The organism is Bifidobacterium sp. ESL0820, from assembly GCF_052606235.1.
Genome location: NZ_CP199594.1, coordinates 278,762 through 293,803, shown reverse-complemented (window position 1 = coordinate 293,803; position 15,042 = coordinate 278,762). Strand labels below are relative to the sequence as shown.

13 protein-coding genes are annotated in these 15,042 nt (G+C 56.6%); 7 read left to right on the top strand and 6 right to left on the bottom strand.

Annotated elements, in window-relative coordinates; all coding sequences use genetic code 11:
• The first annotated feature begins 257 nt into the window (after positions 1-257).
• The 3 genes from ACUIAH_RS01250 to ACUIAH_RS01240 are packed head-to-tail and all read left to right on the top strand — an operon-like array spanning position 258 to position 4,025.
• On the top strand, positions 258-776 hold the full coding sequence (locus ACUIAH_RS01250) for a YraN family protein (RefSeq protein ID WP_445341132.1): 519 nt from the start codon (positions 258-260) through the stop codon (positions 774-776).
• Positions 776-2,362, top strand: coding sequence for a YifB family Mg chelatase-like AAA ATPase (locus ACUIAH_RS01245; protein WP_445341131.1), 1,587 nt, complete (start codon positions 776-778; stop codon positions 2,360-2,362). Before ACUIAH_RS01250 ends, ACUIAH_RS01245 begins: the two co-directional genes overlap by 1 nt.
• A gap of 1 nt (position 2,363) precedes the next feature.
• Positions 2,364-4,025 carry a DNA-processing protein DprA gene (locus tag ACUIAH_RS01240; protein ID WP_445341130.1) on the top strand — a complete coding sequence of 554 codons (1,662 nt, stop codon included), beginning with the start codon at positions 2,364-2,366 and terminating at the stop codon, positions 4,023-4,025.
• Here the strand turns inward: ACUIAH_RS01240 and ACUIAH_RS01235 are convergent.
• On the bottom strand, positions 3,941-4,285 hold the full coding sequence (locus tag ACUIAH_RS01235; protein ID WP_082067705.1) for an MGMT family protein: 345 nt from the start codon (positions 4,283-4,285) through the stop codon (positions 3,941-3,943). The genes ACUIAH_RS01240 and ACUIAH_RS01235 overlap by 85 nt on opposite strands.
• Positions 4,286-4,363: 78 nt before the next feature.
• On the opposite strand from ACUIAH_RS01235, the gene ACUIAH_RS01230 reads away from it, so the two are divergent.
• The 3 genes from ACUIAH_RS01230 (at position 4,364) to ACUIAH_RS01220 (ending at position 8,306) form a co-directional block, all read left to right on the top strand.
• Entirely contained in the window at positions 4,364-6,265 is a 1,902-nt protein-coding gene (locus ACUIAH_RS01230) for an FAD-dependent oxidoreductase (RefSeq protein ID WP_445341129.1), read from the top strand.
• 141 nt (positions 6,266-6,406) lie between these two features.
• On the top strand, positions 6,407-7,555 hold the full coding sequence (locus ACUIAH_RS01225; protein ID WP_445341128.1) for a succinate dehydrogenase/fumarate reductase iron-sulfur subunit: 1,149 nt from the start codon (positions 6,407-6,409) through the stop codon (positions 7,553-7,555).
• Positions 7,556-7,628: 73 nt separating this feature from the next.
• Positions 7,629-8,306, top strand: a complete 678-nt coding sequence (locus tag ACUIAH_RS01220; protein WP_445341127.1) for an O-methyltransferase — start codon at positions 7,629-7,631, stop codon at positions 8,304-8,306.
• Positions 8,307-8,325: 19 nt separating this feature from the next.
• On the opposite strand, the gene ACUIAH_RS01215 is transcribed toward ACUIAH_RS01220, so the two are convergent.
• The 3 genes from ACUIAH_RS01215 to ACUIAH_RS01205 all read right to left on the bottom strand — a co-directional run bounded on the left by ACUIAH_RS01215 (position 8,326) and on the right by ACUIAH_RS01205 (position 11,119).
• The gene (locus ACUIAH_RS01215; RefSeq protein ID WP_445341126.1) at positions 8,326-9,093 is read right to left on the bottom strand and encodes an LOG family protein; all 768 of its coding nucleotides are present in this window, start codon (positions 9,091-9,093) and stop codon (positions 8,326-8,328) included.
• A gap of 324 nt (positions 9,094-9,417) precedes the next feature.
• Complete coding sequence (locus ACUIAH_RS01210; protein WP_445341125.1) at positions 9,418-10,173, bottom strand: ABC transporter permease; 756 nt, start codon at positions 10,171-10,173, stop codon at positions 9,418-9,420.
• Between the two features lie 31 nt (positions 10,174-10,204).
• Positions 10,205-11,119 carry an ABC transporter ATP-binding protein gene (locus ACUIAH_RS01205; protein WP_445341124.1) on the bottom strand — a complete coding sequence of 305 codons (915 nt, stop codon included), beginning with the start codon at positions 11,117-11,119 and terminating at the stop codon, positions 10,205-10,207.
• 318 nt (positions 11,120-11,437) lie between these two features.
• On the opposite strand from ACUIAH_RS01205, the gene ACUIAH_RS01200 reads away from it, so the two are divergent.
• Positions 11,438-11,905 carry an EXLDI protein gene (locus tag ACUIAH_RS01200; protein ID WP_445341123.1) on the top strand — a complete coding sequence of 156 codons (468 nt, stop codon included), beginning with the start codon at positions 11,438-11,440 and terminating at the stop codon, positions 11,903-11,905.
• Between the two features lie 757 nt (positions 11,906-12,662).
• Here the strand turns inward: ACUIAH_RS01200 and ACUIAH_RS01195 are convergent.
• Complete coding sequence (locus ACUIAH_RS01195; RefSeq protein WP_445341122.1) at positions 12,663-13,220, bottom strand: hypothetical protein; 558 nt, start codon at positions 13,218-13,220, stop codon at positions 12,663-12,665.
• Between the two features lie 39 nt (positions 13,221-13,259).
• On the bottom strand, positions 13,260-13,889 hold the full coding sequence (locus ACUIAH_RS01190) for a Panacea domain-containing protein (protein ID WP_445341121.1): 630 nt from the start codon (positions 13,887-13,889) through the stop codon (positions 13,260-13,262).
• Positions 13,890-15,042 lie beyond the last annotated feature (1,153 nt).

Here is a 15,042-nt window from a genome sequence, read left to right as displayed (position 1 = left end):
CCCGGTTCTACTAGTCGCCGCCTTCCTTCCAGTGGTCTCCTAGAAACATGGATACACAAGCACTGACTAGACCAACCAATCTCCGCACAGTCTTCAACGACAGGGACGACCGAACCGATGCCGACGCTATGTTCGCGGACCCATCGGTCACACAGCCCTTAAGCGCTCTGCCTGATTCCATAGGCTCCGCCAGCAACGCGGAAATAATGCAACCTGGAAATACCACATCAGCTACAAGCAGCCCTGAATCTTTCGACATGGAGCTGGCAGATGTTGAGCGACAGATCAGAGCCAAAGGCGTAAGCAGCCGAGAGCTCGGGCGTTTGGGCGAAGACTACGCCTGCCAGTGGCTGAGACAACGAAACTGGAGAATCCTGGCCCGGAATTGGAGAAGCAGATTCGGCGAGCTGGACATCATCGCCCTGGAGCCTGAGGCGACTCTGGTCTTTGTTGAGGTCAAGACCAGACGCACCGGTCGGTTCGGGTCCCCGGAACAGGCAGTCGGCCCGCGCAAACAGACCCATCTGCGTCGAGCAGCTGTCCAATGGCTGATCAGCCACGACCGGGATCCCAACGCACGGCATCGCGGCACCCGTTTTGATGTCATCAGCCTGTCAGTCAAGTCCGACCCTGGCAGAAGCATGCATTCCGAGGGGTCCCATCGCCCGGCTTCCTGTCAGGCATCCGCCGAGGCCGTCAGGGGATCCAACCGTTCGGGCAGGGGCGGCTGGAATCCGGGATCGGTCTTCCTCAGACACACCAGGGAGGCCTTCTGATGCGTCTCGGATCCGCCGAATCCGTGGGACTGATAGGCCTCAAGGCCTTTCTCATCCACGTGCAGTCCTTCATCTCCCCAGGGCTGCCCTACTTCTCCATCATCGGTCTGCCGGATGCCTCCTTGTCGGAGTCGCGGGAACGGGTCAAATCCGCCTGCTCGGCCTGCGGATTCCGGTGGCCGCAGACCAGGGTCACCGTCAACATGTCCCCTGCTTCAAAACCCAAGCATGGCTCCTCACACGATCTGGCCATCGCGACCAGCGTTCTGGAAGCCGGCGGAGCGCTGCCGACGGAGGGCCTGGACCATACCGTCATCCTGGGCGAACTCAACCTGGACGGCACTATTCTGCCCATCAACGGTCTGCTCCCCATTCTCACTCAGGCCAGAGCTCAGGGAATCACGCATGCTTTCGTCCCTGCAGACAACCTTGATGAGGCCCGTCTGGTTCCCGATATCGAGGTCGTGGGACTGCGCCACCTGGGCCAGCTCATCCAGGCCTTGGGTGGGCAAAGCAGGATTGTCGTCCCCGAAGCAGACACACGCCAGGACTCTGACAAGTCGACCGCCATAGCGAGTGTGCACCCCAGGAACTCAGGTCATGAAGACAACTCCCCCGCCAATGTCGATCCAACTCCGCCCAAGCCGGACATGGCTGACGTGATCGGACAGGAGGAGACCAAGTGGGCCATGATGGTAGCTGCAGCCGGCGGCCATCACATGCTCATGGTCGGCCCCCCGGGAGCCGGCAAAAGCATGCTTGCGGAACGGCTTCCCAGCATCATGCCCGCCCTGGATGCTGTCCAACAGCTGGAGGTGGCTTCCATCCGATCCCTGTGCGGCACGCTGAGCCAGTATGGGATCTCCGATGTGCCGCCCTTCGAGGCTCCTCATCATACGATCTCCATGGCGGCCATGGTCGGGGGCGGCGCCGGACTGGCCACGCCTGGCGCCATCACCCGTGCCCACCGCGGCGTCCTCTTCATGGATGAAGCCCCGGAATTCTCCCCAAGGGTGATCCAATCCCTGCGCGAGCCCCTGGAGATCGGGCGAATCTTCCTGTCCCGCGCCAAGGGCAGCACCACCTTCCCGGCTCGTTTCCAACTGGTCATGGCTGCCAACCCCTGCCCCTGCGGATACGGATACGGCACTGGTGAGCGCTGCACCTGCACGCCCCGCGAGCGCCTCCGCTACTGGAACAGGCTGTCCGGACCCATCATGGACCGCATCGACATCCAGACCACAGTCCCCCCGGTGACCGACCCCGGATTCGACGACCACCGTCCACGCCAGCACAGCGCCCAGATCCGCCAGCGTGTGACCCGCGCCCGTCAGACAGCAAAAGAACGCTTCCGCAAGCAGGGCTGGACCTGCAACGCCCAGATCAGCGGCGAATGGCTGCGCCGGAATACATCAGCCAAGGCCCGTTCGGTCGTGGATCAGGCCCTGCGCAGGCAACGGATCAGTCTGCGAGGTGCCGACAGGACCATGCGCCTGGCTTGGACTCTGGCAGACCTGGACGGGCGGACCAGCCCGGGTGCGGACGACGTGACCACCGGCATCCTGCTCAGGACAAGGGCCGTCTGAGATGTCCAAACCCTTGATAAAGACCATGCCTGCCGGCCGACCGCGACCGATGACCATGGTCGAGAGCGACTGGCTTGCCAGAGCTGTGCTGACCTTGGCGGCAGATGGCCCCGATGCCTTCATGATCGCCTGCCTGCTGGGCTCGGACCAGGCAGCCGACCTGTGCCGAAACCTGATCGAGCTGGGAGCGCCGAACCAGTCGGATGGCAAGGACCCTCACGAAGCAGCACGCTTCAAACTGGACGAACGCTTTCTTAAGGGGACGGCTCGGTGGGGACGGCAAACGAGCCCTGAGGATCTCACCCGGTTCCACAAGATCAGCAGCTCCTGGCGAAGACGTCTGACGCCCCTGCTGGCCATGGACACCGACCAGGTGCGGACCATGATGACTGGTGGAGGCCAATTCTGGGTGATGACCCCAGGCGACCCCTGCTGGCCAGGTCAGGTTGACGACCTGGCACGCCGCTCCGACTGGGCCCCTCCCCTCTGCCTGTGGGGACGAGGCAATCCTGAAGCATTGATCTGCTGTGACCACCCCTTGGCCGTTGTCGGATCCAGAGCCTGTGACGAGTATGGCCGGTCCATCGCCCATCAAATAGCCAGACAGGCTGCCGGCCAAGGCCACCTGGTCGTCTCCGGCGGGGCCATGGGCACGGATGCCGCCGCCCACTGGGGAGCCCTGGCCGCTGGCGGCGGACGCACGGTCGCCGTTTTTGCTGGAGGCCTGCTGCATATGGGGCCCAAACGCAACAGCCGTCTGTTCGAGAACATAGAGGCAGATGGCGGCTCGCTGATCAGCGAGCTGCCGCCTGGCACCATCCCTGAGGCGCGTCGGTTCCTGCTGCGCAACCGGATCATCGCCGCCCTGGCCTCCGACATCGTGGTTGCACAGGCCCGTCACCGATCCGGCGCCCTGAACACCGCCAACTGGGGGGTGGAATTGGGCCGTCGCGTGCTGGCTGCCCCCGGCAGAATCGACCAGCCGGAAAACACCGGCTGCAACCGGCTCATCCATGAGGGCAAGGCGGAGTTGCTCCTGTCGGCATCCGACATCCAAGACATCTGCCATCCCGCCCATGGACCTATCCACCCTGACGAGCCTGTTCGACAAGGGACCGGCGGTTCAGTCAAAACCGCCGAAGATCATGAGCATCAAGGAAGTAGGCAGCCCACGCAGCGCGTACCGCCGCTTGACTGTGATCATCCTATCCAAACCACTCACGGCAATCAGCCGCTCCCGATCACGCTCAAACAATCCGGCACTAATAAAGGCAGGCTTTCGATCCACTCTCAGCACAAAGAGCATCCTTCAACCCCTCCATCAAATCCAGGCATGGCCCATGAACACAAAAAAGCCGACGACGATCGTCTAACCAAGGAGGAGGCAACCGTGCTGGCGGCTATCCGTACCTGCCAGCTCAGGGGCGGTCCGCCCATGATGGGACAGCTTCGCACTGAGCTGGCCAATCAGGGACATGAACTCTCAGTCAGGCATCTGATGCAGCTGCTGGGTTCCCTGGAGATTCGTGGTTCGATCAACCTGCAGAATGGATGCGTGGTAGCTGAAGACCAGAAGAATCAGGCCTTCCAGCGACAGCGATCCAAATCCACCACCCAGCCGTCCGCACCAGCCGATTCATCGCTGCGGGGAGGAACAAAATGAACGCCTTCATCCTCCAGCAGCTGACGCTGACGTTCAGGCCCGCCAAAAGCGAATCCCGGGGCCAGAGAACCATCGCGGAAGACCACGCGATGACAGGGAATCACCCCAGGTTCAGGATTGTCATGAAGCGCATAACCCACGAACCTGGCGTTGCGTGGATGGCCAGTCAGGGAGGCGACCTGACCGTAGGTGGCTACCTTGCCGCGAGGGATCCGCCTGACGACCTGATAAACCTGCTGGGAGAAGGAAAGTTCGGTCATAAGACCCATTCTGCCCTCGTAAGCAGACATGGACTGGAAGGGCCACCACAATCAACGGGTTGTGACAGTATCAATGGTATGAATCCGCAGAAGGTCAGAAACCGCTATGATGCCGTCATCGTCGGAGCCGGAGCGGCCGGGTTGTCAACCGCTCTGGGACTGTACAGGGCTCTGGAGAGCGACGGAAATAGGAACGATTCGTCGCCAAAGGTCCTGGTCGTCTCCAAGCTGCAACCCCTGCGGTCCCACACCGGCTCAGCAGAGGGCGGCATTGCGGCCAGTCTGGGCAACCAGGAAAAGGACGACTGGCATTGGCACTACTACGACACCATCAAGGGCAGCGACTGGCTGGCTGACCAGGATGCCGTGCGGATTCTGGCCGAGCAGGCCCCGAGCATCGTCATCCAGCTGGAGCATGACGGAGTGGCCTTCTCAAGGACTGAAGACGGGCACATCGCCCAGCGGAAGTTCGGCGGCCATACCGCTGATTATGGCGGCCATCCAGTCAGGAGAGCAGCCTATGCAGCCGATCGCATCGGCCACCAGATCCTTCACGCCCTTTGGCAGCAGTGCCTGCACCTGGGAGTCGAGTTCGCCGAGGAATGGTATGTGACTGATCTGGTCGTTGACCCGCCCACTGATGAGAAATCCGGCGGCCATGCCCGAGGACTGATCGTCCTGGACACCCACGCCGGCAAACTGCAGGCCATCCAAGCCGACAATATCGTCCTGTGCACGGGCGGAGCCGGCCGACTCTTCCATACGACCTCCAACTCCTGGGACCTGACCGGTGACGGCATGGCGCTCGCCCTGCAGGCCGGCCTGCAGCTGGAGGATATAGAGTTCATCCAATTCCATCCCACCGGCCTGGGCCACACCGGCATCCTTCTTTCAGAAGCCTCCCGCGCAGAAGGCGGCGTGCTCAGGAACAGTCAGGGCAGGGCCTTCATGCAGGACTACGCGCCGGGACACGGCGACCTGGCCGCCAGGGATGTGGTCAGCCGTTCCATCATGGCCGAGATTGATGCAGGTCGCGGGGTGGCCGATCCATCGGACCCGGACGGGCCTCATGATTGCGTCTGGCTGGACATGACCGGCATTGACGGCCAGCGCATGGCTGCCCTGCTCCCCCAGGTCACCGAGACCATCCATCGCTACGCCCACCTGGATCCCACTGTGGACATGGTTCCGGTCAAACCCACCGCTCACTACACCATGGGAGGCATCCCCATCACGGATCGCGGCCGTGTCTATCGCTGGCAGGATGGACGCCGTCGAGTCGTCGACGGACTGTTCGCAGCCGGGGAATGCTCCTGTGTCAGCGTTCACGGAGCCAACCGGCTGGGCGGCAACTCCCTGCTGGATGCCTGCCTCTTCGGCACCAGAACCGGACAGACCATCGCCGCCGCCATGTCCAAAACCGACAAGCCAAACGACATGACCGACACGTCTCCGCTGGCACAAGCCCTGCAGAAGCGTCAGGCCTTCATGGACGAGTTGCTGGCTGGCGCAAGCAACGCCGAGCCCTCGGAACCAGCATTGGCCGACAACCAATGCGAAGAACCCGACACCGGTGACGAGGCCAGCCTGAACAACCCTTACGCATTGATGGGCCGACTGGGACGGCTGATGGAGGAGGCCGTTGCCGTCCGATGCGATCAAAGCAGCATCGAAAGGGGTTTGCGCAGCCTGGATCACCTGGATGCTGATGCCAAGCAGCTGCGTGCGCACAGTGGGACAGCAGTGCTCAACCAGGAGGTGACTGCCATCACGGAGGTGAACAACCTGCTGACCTTGGCCCGGGTCGTCCTGAACGCCAGCCTGCAGCGTCAGGAGTCCCGCGGCGCCCTGTACCGGAGCGATTATCCGCAGCGCGATGACGAACACTACCTGGCTCACACCATGATCGATGCCAAGGAAAACGTCTCCTGGCAGCCCGTTCATATCGTCGACATGCCTCCCAAGGGCCGCAACTACTGATGGGCTCTGATGATGGACTCTGAGCCCAATTGTTCAGACAGGCAACCGCTCGACACTTATCCAGGTCAGGCAGGGATTAGGATGGAGTCCGCGCATATCAGTGGGCATCGGGCCGTTTCCCGAACAAGGACAGGAGCAACCGTGACATCACAGTCCACGGAATCAGACGGATCCAAGGCATCCGCATCGGACCGCGATCCCCGCCCGGTGACCTTCCGAATAGCCCGGTTTACCCCACGACCTCAATCAGAGCGTCCGGCACGAACCAGCCCATTCGCCAAAAGCAATCCTTTCGCCACAACAGGCAGTCGACGGGCCCGCGGCCGCCGTTGGACGCAGGAGTACAGGATTCGTATCGCCCCACAGCGCACCGTTCTGGATGCCCTTCTGCAGATCAAGCGAGAGGTGGATCCCACACTGAACTTCCGGTACTCCTGTGGCCATGGCATGTGTGGGTCGGATGCCGTGCTCATCAACGGCCGCCCGGATCTGCTCTGCACGGCTACCATCGCCGACTGCCTGTCTGCATCCGAGACCATGCCGAACGCCTACGCCTCACCCGGTGTAATTAATGGAACTCCGCAGGTCCAACAGTCTCCAGCCTTCCGTCGCACCGGCACAGCGACACCCAAAACGGCCATACCCCCGTCGGCATCGCATCCGGATTCGGTCTCAGACTCAACGGCCTCAGACTTCTCGGCTACGGATCCTGTGGGCACAGCAGGCCCTGCAGAACTTTCAGAAGCTACAGGCCTTATAGATGCCACGCACCTTACAAAAACTTCAAACATTGCAGAATCTTCAGCAGTGGAGATCCGCCCGCTTCCCGGCTTCACCCCGCTCAGGGACCTGATAGTGGACACCGATGCCATGTTTGAGCAGATTCAACGCTTCAAGCCGTATCTGCTCCATGATGATTCCTCGGCTGATAGCAACCAAGCGGCCCAGGCAAAGGCGGCCGACACAAAGCCATCGTCGGAATACCGGCAAACCCCGGAAGAGCTGGCCCGGTATGAACTGCTCAGCACCTGCATCGCCTGCGGACTCTGCCAGGGGGCCTGCCCCATTTATGCGGGCGGTGAGGCCTTTGCCGGCCCGGCAGCCATGATCGCAGCGGCTCGATTCATCAACGATTCGCGCGACAGCCATCGCCAGGAACGACTTGAGGCCATCGACCAGGTGGACGGAATCCAGGCATGCCAGTCCATACGGGCCTGCACCCGACCCTGCCCCAGAGGGATCGACGTGGGCGAAGAGATGTGGAAGCTGGTCGAAGCCGTCAAGGAGTAGTCAGACTCCTGCGCACACAGGTCAGCAAGAGCCGGCGACAGGCTTGTGCCCTCTAGTCGTTACCATGGTTAGCATGGACAAAACCTCGTACAACAACATCGCCAGAGGATGGGAATTCGCCGAGGCAAGCGCTCTGAACGTCGAATCCGACAAGTTGCAGACCTTGCGAGACAAGGCTTCGGAGGCCGGATTCGCCCAATGTTCCCGGTCTCAAGGTGCCTTCCTGCAGTTCCTGGCCGGCCGGAACGCTCCAGCTTCCATCATCCTGGTGGGCAACGGCTCTGTGGTCGAAGCCCTGCGCCTGATGACGGGCCTGCACGGTCATGGCCAGTTCACCGCCGTTGACTCCACAGCCCAAGGCACCTCGCTGGTCAAGAAAATTTTCGCGGGCATGGAGAAAGTCCATCCAAGCATGAGGCTGCGGGCGGTCAACGCGGCTGCCCGAACCTACTTCCCCAGGCTCAACCCCAGCGACTACGACCTTATCGTCGTTTCAGGCAATGGGGACAACTACCAGCAGGTTATGGACCAGGCTCCGCGCCTGCTCAAGGACCGGGGACAGCTGATCTTCACGGATGCCTTCGATCTGCTGGAGGAACCGGACAAGGGCGGCGTGCTCAACCCGGCCAATAGATCCGCCAAAACGACCACCTTGCGCACCATCATGGAGGCCATGAGCAAAGACAATGCCTGGGAATCCTGCCTGCTGCCCATCGGCACGGGCATGATCATGGCTACCCGCGCCCGCTGACTACTGTCCGCCTGCTTATTCAGGCACGGTGACGCAGAATGGCCTGCACAGCCTCATCGGGATCATCAGTGCGGATGACCAGATCGGGGTCCAGATCTGAGATCATGCCCCGCTGCCTCACCGTGTCCGAAATCCAGTCAAAGAGACCCTGCCAGTAGGCCCTGTCGAAGAGGACTATGGGCATGCTGGGTGCCTTATGGGTTTGGACCAGGGTCAGCACCTCGAACATCTCATCCAGGGTGCCGAACCCGCCGGGGCAGACGATGATGCCCGAGGAGTATTTCATGAACATCATCTTGCGCACGAAGAAGTAGCGGAAGGTGATGCCCAGATTCACCCAGCGGTTGAGCCCCTGCTCCATGGGCAATTCGATGCCCAGACCGACCGACTTGCCGCCGACCTCAGCAGCGCCCTTGTTGGCCGCCTCCATGATGCCAGGCCCTCCCCCGGTGATGACCGCCATGCCGGCCTTGGCCAGGTCGCCGCCCATCTTGCGTGCAGCAGCGTAGTTAGGATCATCGCGGCCGGTCCGGGCTGATCCAAAGATTGCAGCTGCCGGCCCCAGCTCCGCCAGCGCGCCGAACCCGTCGACGAACTCAGCCTGGATGCGCAACACCCGCCAGGGATCCATATGCAGCCAGTCCGTGTCACCGCCCGATGAGAGCAAACCAGCATTGGCGTCCGCCTCAGGAATCATGGGCCCGCGCATAATGACCGGACCGCTGTGGTAGGTCCTGCCCAGGTCCGGGCCTTCGTCGTCATTGTGATTGTCAACCATATCCGCCATGTATGCATTCCTTCATCGGGCCCCAATCCGAAGGACCCGCTCGATCCTGTTCCGGCTCTCATGATAGCGGCCCCCGCCGCCCGGCTGACGGCAAGATCAGATTCATATCAGGAGAAATAACCGCAGGAGCTGAGGGTAGCATGGACGAGCTAAATCAAATCAACAGAGTATGGTGTTGCAGTCCCAGACATGGACAAACAACCAAGAGAAAAACCGCGTTTGGCCCTCCAACCGTCCTATGGCTGGTGGCACGAATTACTTACAACTTGCTTGAATATTTCAACTTTCAAACATATTTAATCAATGACACTTCGGGTTCCAAACTCACTCCACATCCCATTTGAAACCACGAACCGCCAAAAATACAAGAACCGCAGTAACAGCAAGCACGATGGAAGTTGAAAGCATGGCACCCGTTTGCTGCAGAGGATTTTTTGATGCCCAGAAAATGAGATCTCCAAAGAGAGTCGACGGAATCCATCTGATAACATTCGTCAACCAATCCGGAAGGATGGCGAAGGGTATGGCCAGGCCGCTCAAAAACAACGCCAACAGCTGCACGAGAGCTCCCAAGTTGGTTGCCAACTGCGGTGACGAAAGCCAGCCACCCATTAAATACCCCAAGGCAAGGAACATGACCAGGCCCAATAAGGACACGACAAAAACTCGACCTACATCCCTAAACGGAAGCAGATTCAGCAATACCGAAGCGCCTACTATGACAAGGATCTGCAGGGTCGCCATAATGAGCCTTACCGCCAGATAGGTCATCAAATAGTCTGTTTTTCGAATCGGTGTTGTTGAAAGTACCCGAAGAGCACCTGATTGCCTGACCTCGGCCAAAGGACCTGCGGTCATGGTCAAAGCTGTACCGGTCACTGCCAGAAAGAGCGCCATGGGCATAACGAATGGGCTGAAGTCGGGAGTATCAGCCTGTCCTTTCATCATCTCGGACATGAGAAGGAACATTCCCGCCATGGCAAAAGGGAAAATTATGACAAAAATAAAGTACGAAGTGTTCCTGACTAGTTCACGAGTCTGCAGCGCCAACAAGGGACGAAGGTGCCTTTTTTCTATCATCTGGAGTCCTAACAAAAATGAGTATCATCAATTATTCAAAATCATGCCCGGTCAACTTCACGAAGGCGTCATAAAGGCTTGGTTCGTTCATACGTAATTGGGAAACCGCAGGATTGCTCGACAGCACAGCAATAACAGGATCCGTATCGTCGGCGCGTATTGAGATGGTTGTCTTATCAACGACTTCCGGTTCGCCAAAAGTTCGAAGCACGCTCACAAGGTCCGATATTCCATCTGGCGTTACTCGGCAGGATATTAACGTCCCCTTGGCATATTTCCTTATGAGCTCCTCCGGGCTGCCTTGGGCTACAGACCGACCATGATCTATCACCGCTACTTCATGGCACAGAACTCGCGCTTCATCTAGAGCATGTGTCGATAAGACAATCGTCGTACCTTCATCAGCCAGAAACCTAAGCACCTTCCAAAGGTCGTCTCGAGCCATTACATCAAGACCAGTGGAAGGTTCGTCAAGTATGGCTAATTTCGTCCGCCCGATGATGGATAAACCAACGTTCAGACGCTGTTTTTGTCCACCTGATAATTTCGCTACTTTACGGAGCAGCAATTCGTCCAAGCCCATCCATTTTGCGACTTGATCCACATCACGTGGGTGATCATAAAGACTGGCCCAAAATGACAGTATCTCCCCCACTCTTTCCTGGGGAAAGATAGTGGACTCCTGGGGTTGAATACTCACCCGCCGATGAACCCACTGCGAATCAGTCTGCGGATTCCTATCGAATACTTTGACAGTTCCGGAAGTCGGTTTTCTCAAGCCGACAGCTATTTCGAGCGTTGTTGATTTTCCAGCACCGTTAGGACCCAGCAGACCAAAGATGCCCCCTTCAGGGACCATCAGATCAAGGTGATCCAGCGCCTTAATAACCCCTGCCGGCGTTTCATACTCTTTAACCAGATTGCCAAGTTCTATAGCAGCATTCATTGGTGCCACCCTTTATGGTAGGTACAGCGGTTCGTTAAAGTTTCATTGCATTGAGCGGCCAAACCTGCCAGACACTCTTCGAAAAGAGTACCACCTATGGTGATTGAAATATATCAGTATCAGAACCGTTGGCTGTTGCGTCCAAATATTCGAGTGCAGCCTACAGCAGAGCTGTTAACGCAGCTTATTGATGAGTCAAGCGAGCCAACCGTATCGAACACTGGTTGATCTTAAGAAGCAGCAACCTACCTCTTAAGATGAGTATACTTATACGCAGGTTGCAAAATAATTTATGCCTCAGAGCAAGATTTACCTCTTTTGACGGAAGCCGCGAAGTATGCAGACAGTCTCTCAGCGGATGTTGTGCTAGGTCTACGACTTTTCATTGATTCTGAGAAAGAGAAAGAGTCAGGAAACAAAGATATAGAACTGAAAGTTTCATCCAATGGCCGAGAGATCATAAAAAGATTCGAAGGTAAAAGAATTTTTAAATCCAGTGATAGGGCTTCTAGGAAAAGGCACATTACGGAGATATTCCCAACAAAGAAGAAGAGCTATGTTTTGTACGAACGAATTTTCACCGACTGGTCGATGATTGCCGAGCACGCCACTCAACTACGCGAGGATCCAAGCAATTGGTACATAGATTTTCCAGAAGATGTTATTCGGAAGATGTCTGTATATGAATCACTCGATCAGCTGAAATCGCAGTTATCAAACAACATTGCTCAAAAGATAGGGTCAGATGTGTCTACCTATAAGAGTGTTGAGGTTTTAGATATATAGCCAAAGATCTTAAAACAATTTCCTTCGGAGTTCTTAACGACGCCATGGCAGACGGGGAGATCCCTGCGTTTCCCATGCGAATCAATGGCAGGATTCTCTATATTTTCATCTATTTGAAAATATTGTTGCGGCGTTTTCTGATTACTGGAGAGAAGACATCATTGCTTGTCTAAAATGACCGCAGAAGCCCCCGGTAGTTAAATTATTCATTGCTGTATTCGAAACGGTGGGCGCCCCTATTATTGCTCCGTTTTCAGAATGTGCATTACGCAAGCCGATAATCATGATCGGGCTGGGCATCTTTATCTTGGCAACCTTTCTCTGCTGAGCTGCCGGTACTGTGACCATGTTCTGCACATTTCGGTCACTAGCCGATTTGAGAGCGGCTATGTTCATTTCCCATGTGTGCACCTGCATCAAGGAACACTTTCTCCAAAGAGAACATAGGCAAGGTCAGGGCATAGTAATACCGGCCTTATCCTCAGCCATAGCCATCGGGTTTGCAGCAGAATCATTCATTACGAGTATCGCCGCCTGGAACTAGATCTTCTTCAGCTCGAAGATCTGCGCAGCTATCGCCTTGATACCCGTCCTCGTGTTTGCGCAACGTGACGCACAGCCGAGTTCCCCATTACGGACAATCGTTTACGACATCAAGGCCATGCCGGCCTTCTTACAACGTCTTTCGAAAGAAGTGTAGCTTCCAAGAGGTTTATACCTTTTGGGAACCTGTCTGGAGTTACCTCCTGAGATCTAGCTACTTCACGATATTCAAACCTTTTAAATAATTGCGGATTCCCACCATAGGAGCCATGAGACGAAGATTGTCCGTCGGCAAGAGGAGACCACTTGAGGCATCAAGGTAAAAGTCAACAAGTTCCGGCGTCGCAGCATCAACAATGAAGAAATCCACAGCTGACTGCAGATGGGCGGCTACCGCGGCTTTCATGGCCTGGAGTAGCAGCAGCGTGCCCTGCTTTTGATGGCGGACGACCTTCTGTGAGAGCCCCAATTGACATAGCAGGATCCCCGAATACAAACCACTTTTATTCGTCAACGTATCAGTAATCGCCTGAGTAGCTGGTTCTTGGGCTTGGTCGTCGGCCGGGTTGATATGGATATCGTGTTCGCTTACCCCGATTGTTTTCAAGACAAAGACACCCTGTATATCCCCTGTCTGCGAATCCAGACAAATATACGGGGTGCTCTTCTCTTTTTTCCAGGCACCAAATCCTTTGCGGTGGATCACATGATCAACATCCGGCAAACCACAAGAGAAGCTTTTCAATGGGTCACCCGGACGCGGATGCCGCACTTCATCCCATAGAGCTCTCTTTAGGATGCACATGTTTTGTCAGACGCTCAGCTTTGCTTTCGTGCGGGCCACCGCATCAGCGACACGTTTATCCCAGTTGATGCTGTTCATCATGTCATTGTTGACGAGCACCACATTGGGATTACTGATCCGCTCCTGCCACGGGGCGTTGATGACCGTCTGCGCAATCTGCTTGTCATCCATGACAAGATGCTGAGCATTTGGCCGATAAACCGACTTCCAGGCAGGATCTTTATGCGACATGTCACGCAACTGTGAAGCGGTATAACCCTTGTACTTGTCCCAGACCTGCTCGATGAACGACCTCATGTCCTGCGGAACTTGGTCCAAGGCATGCTCATCGAAAGGAGCCTCTGTCAAAGAACGATCCTTCCAAGCGGAAAAACGGTACCGTAAGCTCGGCACTATGGGCCCATGCCTGTAGGCCTCCAACCGTTCTCTGAACAGTCGGTGGTTGGTCGCCGCGAGATACTGGGCCTGGGCCAAATACATGAGCTTATTAAGCTTCATCTGGGTCACGTCAGTTATTGCATCGCGCTCAGCAAGCGATAGGAAAGCATCAGCTACAACATCGGTAGGAGCGTTATAGTGAAACACGGTGTCATACAAATCAACCGTCTCATCCCGTGAACTCATTTCAGCCACCATGAATCTCATCTCCTTTCCTTAGCTATAATTCTACACGGAACGTCTGATTATCTCCCAATCCCCCTTATGCTCTTAGCAGCTTGTCACATAGAACGCACAGGGAAGCATGCAACCAATAGAGGCAAGTATGTTCCTTACTTGGCATACCCCTGCAGACTTGAACAAGTGAATTGACTTAAGCAACCCAAACGCACAAGGCTATTGCGCTTCGTTTTGCTGCTGTGCCACCACAGCTGCGGTTTGAATCAAAGGTGCTTGGTGGCCAGCCGTTGGAAGAGCGTATCGTTGCCCCGACGCATTTCAAGGCAACATCCGCCTCTATTTCAGCCTTCTTGGTTTTCCGGGATCCGATGATCTGCAGCGAACAAGTGGAACTTGAAAAAGGTTGAACAGCCAGTCTTTCTGGCGTGCCGGCCGTGCTCTTATATGCATGTGACGATTCAACGCGGCGCCAAAATCTTCGTAGTCGTAACCTTAGATTCTCATACTCACATCCTCAGTACCAATCTAATCCGTCACGGCGCTGATCGTAAAAGGACGTATTTACAATGCCTCCCAGCGCGATAGGTATTCCGTCCAGGACCAGCATAGGAATGCACGATAGCTTCCCATCGCGCCTACCGCTGCGCATAGACGAAGCTGTATAGGATAGTCTTGGGCCAAACGCAGGGCGATAGTTTCTGTAATGGTTTTCAATTTACCGTAGTCGTTGATAACTGGGGGTTTCTTTGGACTAACCGACTGGTGAGTTGCCCTATTCCTCGCGAATGCGTCATAGATCAGTGGGACCGGTTCAGGCACCTTTCCGACTTTATTGGCCTGATCGGTATCTTGATAATCCCGTCCGGCCAGTTTCTGGCAAACTTTTGTGCGATGCGGTAGACGGCGTCCTCCAAGAAGAGTCGGATGGATTTCCCGGGTGGCGCGAAAACTGAGGGTTAATTCCATTTTCTGACGGTAATCAGCCTGATGCCTGAGACGTTAGCCCAGGTGGCCTGGTTTTAGTCCGCCCCAAGTTACGGGGGGGGGGGGGGGGGACTTACATAAGTAATGCGCCGAAAATGTGACCGAGTGGGTTTCAACCTCTTATCTCTGTGCAGAGGATTTTACTGCTGAAACGGACATCCCCTCATGAAGCCATAGGCAGTGAATA